The organism is Streptococcus oralis (assembly GCF_023110055.1).
Classification (GTDB): domain Bacteria; phylum Bacillota; class Bacilli; order Lactobacillales; family Streptococcaceae; genus Streptococcus; species Streptococcus oralis_BY.
The window spans coordinates 1-5124 of record NZ_JALDVG010000005.1; the positions used below are offsets into that span (position 1 = coordinate 1).

Sequence of the window (5124 nt, forward strand, 5' to 3'; positions counted from 1 at the left end):
CTGTGTTCGGCATGGGTACAGGTGTATCTCCTAGGCTATCGTCACTTAACTCTGAGTAATACCTACTCAAAATTGAATATCTATCAAATACCAAGAAAACCTCACACTTCGTATTCTCAGTTACTTTGGATAAGTCCTCGAGCTATTAGTATTAGTCCGCTACATGTGTCGCCACACTTCCACTTCTAACCTATCTACCTGATCATCTCTCAGGGCTCTTACTGATATAAAATCATGGGAAATCTCATCTTGAGGTGGGTTTCACACTTAGATGCTTTCAGCGTTTATCCCTTCCCTACATAGCTACCCAGCGATGCCTTTGGCAAGACAACTGGTACACCAGCGGTAAGTCCACTCTGGTCCTCTCGTACTAGGAGCAGATCCTCTCAAATTTCCTACGCCCGCGACGGATAGGGACCGAACTGTCTCACGACGTTCTGAACCCAGCTCGCGTGCCGCTTTAATGGGCGAACAGCCCAACCCTTGGGACCGACTACAGCCCCAGGATGCGACGAGCCGACATCGAGGTGCCAAACCTCCCCGTCGATGTGAACTCTTGGGGGAGATAAGCCTGTTATCCCCAGGGTAGCTTTTATCCGTTGAGCGATGGCCCTTCCATACGGAACCACCGGATCACTAAGCCCGACTTTCGTCCCTGCTCGAGTTGTAGCTCTCGCAGTCAAGCTCCCTTATACCTTTACACTCTGCGAATGATTTCCAACCATTCTGAGGGAACCTTTGGGCGCCTCCGTTACCTTTTAGGAGGCGACCGCCCCAGTCAAACTGCCCGTCAGACACTGTCTCCGATAGGGATAACCTATCCGGGTTAGAGTGGCCATAACACAAGGGTAGTATCCCAACAACGTCTCCTTCGAAACTGGCGTCCCGATCTCATAGACTCCTACCTATCCTGTACATGTGGTACAGACACTCAATATCAAACTGCAGTAAAGCTCCATGGGGTCTTTCCGTCCTGTCGCGGGTAACCTGCATCTTCACAGGTACTAAAATTTCACCGAGTCTCTCGTTGAGACAGTGCCCAAATCATTACGCCTTTCGTGCGGGTCGGAACTTACCCGACAAGGAATTTCGCTACCTTAGGACCGTTATAGTTACGGCCGCCGTTTACTGGGGCTTCAATTCATACCTTCGGATTACTCCTAAGCACTCCTCTTAACCTTCCAGCACCGGGCAGGCGTCACCCCCTATACATCATCTTACGATTTAGCAGAGAGCTGTGTTTTTGATAAACAGTTGCTTGGGCCTATTCACTGCGGCTGACCTAAAGTCAGCACCCCTTCTCCCGAAGTTACGGGGTCATTTTGCCGAGTTCCTTAACGAGAGTTCTCTCGCTCACCTGAGGCTACTCGCCTCGACTACCTGTGTCGGTTTGCGGTACGGGTAGAGTATGTTTAAACGCTAGAAGCTTTTCTTGGCAGTGTGACGTCACTAACTTCGCTACTAAACTTCGCTCCCCATCACAGCTCAATGTTATAGATATAAGCATTTGACTCATATCACACCTCACTGCTTAGACAGACACTTCCAATCGTCTGCTTTAGTTAGCCTACTGCGTCCCTCCATCACTACATACTCTAGTACAGGAATATCAACCTGTTGTCCATCGGATACACCTTTCGGTCTCTCCTTAGGTCCCGACTAACCCAGGGCGGACGAGCCTTCCCCTGGAAACCTTAGTCTTACGGTGGACAGGATTCTCACCTGTCTTTCGCTACTCATACCGGCATTCTCACTTCTATGCGTTCCAGCACTCCTCACGGTATACCTTCTTCACACATAGAACGCTCTCCTACCATACCTATAAAGGTATCCACAGCTTCGGTAAATTGTTTTAGCCCCGGTACATTTTCGGCGCAGGGTCACTCGACTAGTGAGCTATTACGCACTCTTTGAATGAATAGCTGCTTCTAAGCTAACATCCTAGTTGTCTGTGCAACCCCACATCCTTTTCCACTTAACAATTATTTTGGGACCTTAGCTGGTGGTCTGGGCTGTTTCCCTTTCGACTACGGATCTTAGCACTCGCAGTCTGACTGCCGACCATAATTCATTGGCATTCGGAGTTTATCTGAGATTGGTAATCCGGGATGGACCCCTCACCCAAACAGTGCTCTACCTCCAAGAATCTTTATGTCGACGCTAGCCCTAAAGCTATTTCGGAGAGAACCAGCTATCTCCAAGTTCGTTTGGAATTTCTCCGCTACCCACAAGTCATCCAAGCACTTTTCAACGTGCCCTGGTTCGGTCCTCCAGTGCGTCTTACCGCACCTTCAACCTGCTCATGGGTAGGTCACATGGTTTCGGGTCTACGACATGATACTAAAGCGCCCTATTCAGACTCGGTTTCCCTGCGGCTCCGTCTCTTCAACTTAACCTCGCATCATATCGTAACTCGCCGGTTCATTCTACAAAAGGCACGCTCTCACCCATTAACGGGCTCGAACTTGTTGTAGGCACACGGTTTCAGGTTCTATTTCACTCCCCTCCCGGGGTGCTTTTCACCTTTCCCTCACGGTACTGGTTCACTATCGGTCACTAGGGAGTATTTAGGGTTGGGAGATGGTCCTCCCAGATTCCGACGGGATTTCACGTGTCCCGCCGTACTCAGGATACTGCTAGGTACAAAGACTATTTTAAATACGAGGCTATTACTCTCTTTGGCTGATCTTCCCAAATCATTCTTCTATAATCTTTGAGTCCACATTGCAGTCCTACAACCCCGAAGAGTAAACTCTTCGGTTTGCCCTCCTGCCGTTTCGCTCGCCGCTACTAAGGCAATCGCTTTTGCTTTCTCTTCCTGCAGCTACTTAGATGTTTCAGTTCACTGCGTCTTCCTCCTCACATCCTTAACAGATGCGGGTAACAGGTAGTACCTGTTGGGTTCCCCCATTCGGAAATCCCTGGATCATCGCTTACTTACAGCTACCCAAGGCATATCGTCGTTTGTCACGTCCTTCTTCGGCTCCTAGTGCCAAGGCATCCACCGTGCGCCCTTATTAACTTAACCTTATTTTCTGACCTTTCAGTCATAAACTCTTTTAATACTACAGCGTTTCGGTTTATTTTCTTGTTACTATTTGATATAGATATTCAATTTTCAATGTGCATTACTTGGTGATCTCTCACCAATGGAGCCTAGCGGGATCGAACCGCTGACCTCCTGCGTGCAAAGCAGGCGCTCTCCCAGCTGAGCTAAGGCCCCACAAGACCTCTCAAGACTAAACAAGACCAATGTGCAGTTCCTTATCCTTAGAAAGGAGGTGATCCAGCCGCACCTTCCGATACGGCTACCTTGTTACGACTTCACCCCAATCATCTATCCCACCTTAGGCGGCTGGCTCCTAAAAGGTTACCTCACCGACTTCGGGTGTTACAAACTCTCGTGGTGTGACGGGCGGTGTGTACAAGGCCCGGGAACGTATTCACCGCGGCGTGCTGATCCGCGATTACTAGCGATTCCGACTTCATGTAGGCGAGTTGCAGCCTACAATCCGAACTGAGACTGGCTTTAAGAGATTAGCTTGCCGTCACCGGCTTGCGACTCGTTGTACCAGCCATTGTAGCACGTGTGTAGCCCAGGTCATAAGGGGCATGATGATTTGACGTCATCCCCACCTTCCTCCGGTTTATTACCGGCAGTCTCGCTAGAGTGCCCAACTGAATGATGGCAACTAACAATAGGGGTTGCGCTCGTTGCGGGACTTAACCCAACATCTCACGACACGAGCTGACGACAACCATGCACCACCTGTCACCTCTGTCCCGAAGGAAAACTCTATCTCTAGAGCGGTCAGAGGGATGTCAAGACCTGGTAAGGTTCTTCGCGTTGCTTCGAATTAAACCACATGCTCCACCGCTTGTGCGGGCCCCCGTCAATTCCTTTGAGTTTCAACCTTGCGGTCGTACTCCCCAGGCGGAGTGCTTAATGCGTTAGCTGCGGCACTAAACCCCGGAAAGGGTCTAACACCTAGCACTCATCGTTTACGGCGTGGACTACCAGGGTATCTAATCCTGTTTGCTCCCCACGCTTTCGAGCCTCAGCGTCAGTTACAAGCCAGAGAGCCGCTTTCGCCACCGGTGTTCCTCCATATATCTACGCATTTCACCGCTACACATGGAATTCCACTCTCCCCTCTTGCACTCAAGTTAAACAGTTTCCAAAGCGTACTATGGTTAAGCCACAGCCTTTAACTTCAGACTTATCTAACCGCCTGCGCTCGCTTTACGCCCAATAAATCCGGACAACGCTCGGGACCTACGTATTACCGCGGCTGCTGGCACGTAGTTAGCCGTCCCTTTCTGGTAAGATACCGTCACAGTGTGAACTTTCCACTCTCACACTCGTTCTTCTCTTACAACAGAGCTTTACGATCCGAAAACCTTCTTCACTCACGCGGCGTTGCTCGGTCAGACTTCCGTCCATTGCCGAAGATTCCCTACTGCTGCCTCCCGTAGGAGTCTGGGCCGTGTCTCAGTCCCAGTGTGGCCGATCACCCTCTCAGGTCGGCTATGTATCGTTGCCTTGGTGAGCCGTTACCTCACCAACTAGCTAATACAACGCAGGTCCATCTGGTAGTGATGCAATTGCACCTTTTAAGCAAATGTCATGCAACATCTACTATTATGCGGTATTAGCTATCGTTTCCAATAGTTATCCCCCGCTACCAGGCAGGTTACCTACGCGTTACTCACCCGTTCGCAACTCATCCAGAGAAGCAAGCTCCTCCTTCAGCGTTCTACTTGCATGTATTAGGCACGCCGCCAGCGTTCGTCCTGAGCCAGGATCAAACTCTCATTAAAAGTTTGAGTTCTCACTCATTTCTGTCACTGACAGATTTATTGTTTTTTCATTGTTCAGTACTATAACTTCAGTTATAGTGCCCTGCACATTGGTTCGTCTTGTTCAGTTTTCAAAGGTCTTTGTCACTCAATCTCTCTCAAGCGACAACTATATTAGTATATCACAGCTACCTGTCTCTGTCAACAGATTTTTTAAACTTTTTTCAAGTTTTTTTAACCGCAATACACCATAGTCCGTACGGGATTCGAACCCGTGTTACCGCCGTGAAAAGGCGGTGTCTTAACCCCTTGACCAACGGACCT

General features: G+C 49.5%; 2 tRNA genes and 2 rRNA genes. All 4 read right to left on the reverse strand.

Features of this window, described 5'->3' with window-relative positions:
- Positions 1–125: 125 nt before the first annotated feature.
- A 23S ribosomal RNA gene (locus M1G01_RS09560) occupies positions 126–3028 on the reverse strand.
- Between the two features lie 122 nt (positions 3029–3150).
- Positions 3151–3223, reverse strand: a tRNA-Ala gene (locus M1G01_RS09565).
- Positions 3224–3274: 51 nt separating this feature from the next.
- Positions 3275–4821: ribosomal RNA gene (locus M1G01_RS09570) — 16S ribosomal RNA — on the reverse strand.
- Together the 16S and 23S rRNA genes with 2 tRNA genes alongside form the textbook arrangement of a ribosomal RNA operon.
- Positions 4822–5051: 230 nt before the next feature.
- Positions 5052–5123: transfer RNA gene (locus M1G01_RS09575), tRNA-Glu, on the reverse strand.
- Position 5124: the final 1 nt, after the last annotated feature.